This window comes from uncultured Thiodictyon sp. (assembly GCF_903828115.1).
Classification (GTDB): Bacteria; Pseudomonadota; Gammaproteobacteria; order Chromatiales; family Chromatiaceae; genus Thiodictyon.
The window spans coordinates 1-4,447 of record NZ_CAIKKU010000808.1 but is presented as its reverse complement, the minus strand read 5'-3'; the positions used below and the strand labels follow the sequence as shown (position 1 = coordinate 4,447).

The 4,447-nt window shown below is 66.9% G+C and carries 3 protein-coding genes; all 3 read left to right on the top strand.

Annotated elements, in window-relative coordinates; genetic code table 11:
* Positions 1-197: 197 nt before the first annotated feature.
* The 3 genes from QZY48_RS29800 (at position 198) to QZY48_RS29790 (ending at position 4,233) form a co-directional block, all read left to right on the top strand.
* The gene (locus QZY48_RS29800) at positions 198-1,493 is read left to right on the top strand and encodes a DUF3422 family protein (RefSeq protein ID WP_295437451.1); all 1,296 of its coding nucleotides are present in this window, start codon (positions 198-200) and stop codon (positions 1,491-1,493) included.
* 204 nt (positions 1,494-1,697) lie between these two features.
* Positions 1,698-3,347 carry a carboxylesterase family protein gene (locus QZY48_RS29795; protein WP_295437449.1) on the top strand — a complete coding sequence of 550 codons (1,650 nt, stop codon included), beginning with the start codon at positions 1,698-1,700 and terminating at the stop codon, positions 3,345-3,347.
* Between the two features lie 421 nt (positions 3,348-3,768).
* Positions 3,769-4,233 (top strand): hypothetical protein, encoded by a 465-nt coding sequence (locus QZY48_RS29790; RefSeq protein ID WP_295437447.1) that lies wholly within the window; start codon positions 3,769-3,771, stop codon positions 4,231-4,233.
* The last annotated feature ends 214 nt before the right edge of the window (positions 4,234-4,447 follow it).

Genomic DNA, 4,447 nt, shown 5'->3' with positions numbered 1-4,447 from the left:
GCGCACGCCAGATTGCATCGCTTCTACGATTACGACAACGACAACGACAACGATTGTGTTGTGTTTAACTTGTCAGTTGGCCTGAGGACCCGGCGCGACCCGGGTGCCGACCGGAGTGCCGGGCCCCGCCATCGCATCCCTGTTTTCCCCCGACCGCCCGGTTATAATCGTGCATCGCAACCCGGATCATCCAAACTATGCCGCCTGTCTTCCAAGAGCATCCGCTACGCCGCGTCGTCACGGCCGAGCTTCACGCCCGCACCTTCCAGCCGCTGCGCGCGCCGGAACGGGTGGCCTATCTCGCGGTGGTGTGCGGCGAGCAGGGGATCGAGCGCAATGTCGAGCATCTCAAGCGGTTACTCGAACACTATGGACGGCCGATCCCGGAGACGGTCGACCGGCACTACTCGGCCGACCTGGGGCCCATGCGCATGCGCTGGGAGCGTCACACCGAGTTCGTCACCTACACCTTCAGCAGGCAGGGCGCCTACGAGCATCCCTTCGCCGCGCCGCTGCTTCATGACCTGCCCGAGGCGTGGCTGCGCGAACTGCCCGGCGAGGTGATCTCGGCGGCCGCGATGGCGATCGACGCCTGTGCCATGCCGGAGCGCAACAGCGACGAACTGGCCGAGTTTTTCAGCGGCAATGCCGTCATCGGCTCCGAGGCCGTGGGCGGCCTGGCCCGCATCTGGTCGGATTTCAGGATCGACGACGACGGCTTCGTCCGCATCCTGGTGCGCGACTGTAGTCTGTCGAAGAACCAGGCCGGGCGGCTCGCCAAACGGATCCTGGATCTGAACTGCTACCGGGCGCTCGCCTTGCTCGGGTTTCCGCTGGCGCGCGAGGTGTCCGCCACGCTCAGCGATGCCGATCGTCGGCTGGCGCTCCTGTCCTCGCGCATGTCCGCTCCGGGGGCGGCGGCGGGCCGGGCCTTCGAGAGCGAACTACTGGCCGAGCTGACCAATCTCGCCGCCGAGATCGAGGACGTCTCGGCGCGCACCACCTATCGCTTCGACGCCTCGCGGGCCTATTACGCGATGGTCCGGCAGCGGCTCGAACAACTGCGTCAGCAGCGCATCGAGGGCCTGCAGACCTTTACCGAATTTCTCGAGGCCCGCCTGGCGCCGGCACTCGCCACCTGTGAGTCGACCCAGCAGCGCCAGACCGATCTCGCGGAGCGCGCGGCCCGGCTGACCAGCCTCTTGCGGGCGCGGGTGGACGTGTCCCTGCAGGAGCAGAACCGCCAGTTGCTGGAGTCCATGGATCGCCGTGCGCACATCCAACTGCGCCTCCAGGAGACGGTCGAGGGTCTGTCGGTCATCGCGATCGGCTATTACGGCGTGGGGCTCATCGGTTACGCACTCAAGGGTCTGGAAGATGGCGGGGTGCCGATCAACGCGACGCTCGCCATGGGCATCGCGGTACCCCTGGTCCTGGGCTTTGCCTGGCTCGGACTGCGGCGGGTCAAGAAGCACTTGAGTGGATCGGTTTGAATCATACCGCGTAGCGAGTCAAGAACAAGTTAGACTCAAACGCAATCGTTGTCGTTGTCGTTGTCGTAATCGTAATCGTATTCCGAAAAGCGATGCAATTTCGGGCGCCGGAGAAGCCAGGGCTCTACGATACCGTCGACAACGACAACGACAACGACAACGACAACGACAACAACAACGACAACGACAACGAGAACTGCTGATATGCGTCACCAACCCGCTATGCGCCGCACGGCCCTGGCCGTCTGCCTGTCACTGACGGGTATCCTCAATGCGCAAGGGCAGGAGGCGCCAGCAAAGGCGGACCCGTCGGTGGTCATGACCGACACCGGTGCGGTGGCAGGGACCATCGGCGTCGGGGTGCGGGAACACAAGGGTATCCCCTTCGCGGCGCCCCCGGTGGGCGAGCTGCGGTGGGCGCCGCCGCGGCCGGCCGCACCCTGGTCCGGCGTACTCGACGCCACGCGCTATCGCGGCCTCTGCCCCCAGACGGCGCGTTATGGGATTCCCGAGGCGAGTGTCGACGAGGACTGTCTCTATCTCAATGTCACCACCCCCGCGCCCGGCGGCCAGGTTCCGGAGGGCAAGCGGCCGGTGATCCTGTGGATTCACGGCGGCGCCTTCGTCGGCGGGTCCAGCGGCCTCTACGACCTCAGCGCCCTGGCCAAGGCGGGTGACGCGGTGGTGGTGTCGATGAACTACCGCCTCGGGGTCTTCGGCTTCATGCCGCACCCGGCCTTCGATCCCGACACCAACGGCGCCTACGGGCTCCAGGACCAGCGCGCCGCGCTGCGCTGGGTACAGCGCAATATCGCGGCCTTCGGGGGCGATCCGCACAACGTCACCATCGCCGGTGAATCCGCGGGCGCCTCCGGCGTCTGCATGCACCTGCTGGCGCCGGAGCAGACCCAGGGGCTGTTCCACCAGGCGATCATCCAGAGCGGCGGCTGCACGCACCGGCTGCGCCAGGTCGATGCGGTGGCGCAGACCATCGGCCGGCGGGTGGCGGAGATCGTCGGCTGCACCGGCGCGGACGCGCTCGCCTGCCTGCGCAAGACGCCGGTGGCGGACCTGCTCGCGGCCGGGAGCGCGGCGGCCGGCAGCGACCTGCTGGCCTTCGCCCCCGTCTACGGCACGCCCTCCCAGCCGCTGCAAGGCGACGAGGCCCTCGCCACCGGCCGCTTCGTGCGGGTACCGTTGATCCACGGCGGCAACACCCAGGAGCTGCGCCTCTATGTCGCCTATGAGCTGCTGGCCGGGCAATTGACGACCCGCGACAATTTCCGCGTCCGGCTGGCGCAGGACTATGGCGACCAGACGCAGCGCGTGGCGGCCGAATACCCACTGGACAACGGCCTGTCCGCGGCCTCCCAACTCGGGTCCATCAAGTCCGACTTCAATCCGGGCGTTGGTCTCAACAACTGCATCTATCTGCGCACGGCACAGCTTGCTGCCAAGTATGTCCCAGTCTATGAGTACGAATTCGCCGATCCCAACCCGCCCGATGTGGTGACCAATCCCGGGATCGTCATGGGCGCGGTGCATTCTTCCGAGCTGCCCTACCAGTTCCCAGGCTTCTCCAATACCATGAAACGCGACGGCGCCCCGCTCACGCCGTCGCAGCAGGCGCTCGCCACGCAGATGATGGCCTATTGGACCAGCTTTGCCCGCACCGGCACCCCGGCGGCCGCCGGGGCCCCGCCGTGGCAGCCCTTTGTCGGCCCCGAGGCCGTCTTGCGGCTGGAGCCCTACAAGACCGCCTGGTTCGACGCGGGCCAGGCGCACCGGTGCGGCTTCTGGCGGTCGCTCTATCCCGAACTGCTCGACCGGACCTACGACCAACAGGGTAACTGAGGCGCGCCGACGCGGCCTGGATCGCACTGGAGTCCAAGGCTTCAGCCTTGGCGGGCGGCGCCAAGGCTGAAGCCTTGGACTCCGGCCGGTCCAGGTTTGCCTGCGCGATGACCGCCGGCGCCGTCTTCCTATCCACCCGCATTGTTACGAAGCGACGGTCGGGCCTGACCTCTGCGGTCGCGCTGTGCCGGGGCCCATCCGTGACCCCACAGACGGGCCTTGGCCCGTCGCTCTGGCGCAACCGCCGCGCGTCCTGGCCACCGGGCTGCCGCCGCCGGTCGGATCAGGTTTTTTGTCCTTCTCCCCCCCCCCCGCTAAGGTAATATCGCCGTCGGCAGTGCTTGTCGCCCGAGCCGCAAGGAAACCCCCGGGCACCGCGTTGCTGAACCCCTTATTCAACCGATAATCCGGAAGGCAAGCGATGAAGACGACAGTGACGGGCGTGGGACTGCTGGCGGGGGCGCTGCTGCTGGGCGGCGGTGCGGCCCAGGCGGGGCTGATCGACTACACGGCGGGCGGGGTGAACCTGGTCTGGGACAACGACCGTGGTGCGACGGGACTGACCTGGCTTAAGAACGCCAACCTGGCCGACACGGTGGACTTTGGCGTGAGCGGTATCGCGTCCGACGGCGAAATGACCTGGGACGTGGCCCAGAGCTGGATCACGGCGATGAATGCGGCCAACTATGCGGGCACCAACGGCTGGCGGCTGTGGTCGGCGCTGAACAGCGATGGCACGGGTCCGTGCGGCCCAGCCTACAACTGCACCGGAAGTGAATTGGGGCACCTGTTCTATACCGAGGGTGGCCTGAGTCAAAACCAAAGCATTACCTCCAGTGCTACGCTTAATCTACACTTCACCAACATGCAGTCGTCCGTGTACTGACCCGGTACGGAGTATTCGCCGAATCCCAACCTCGCGTGGACCTTCGACGCCGGCGGCGGGTTCCAGGGCCGCGACCTCAAGGGCAGCCAGCACTACGGTTGGGCCGTGCGCCCCGGACAAGTCGCCGCCGCCCCGCTACCCGCGACTGGCCTGCTGATGGCACTGGGCTTGCTGGCCCTCGGAGCTACCCGACGCGCGCGGCGAGCGACTTTGG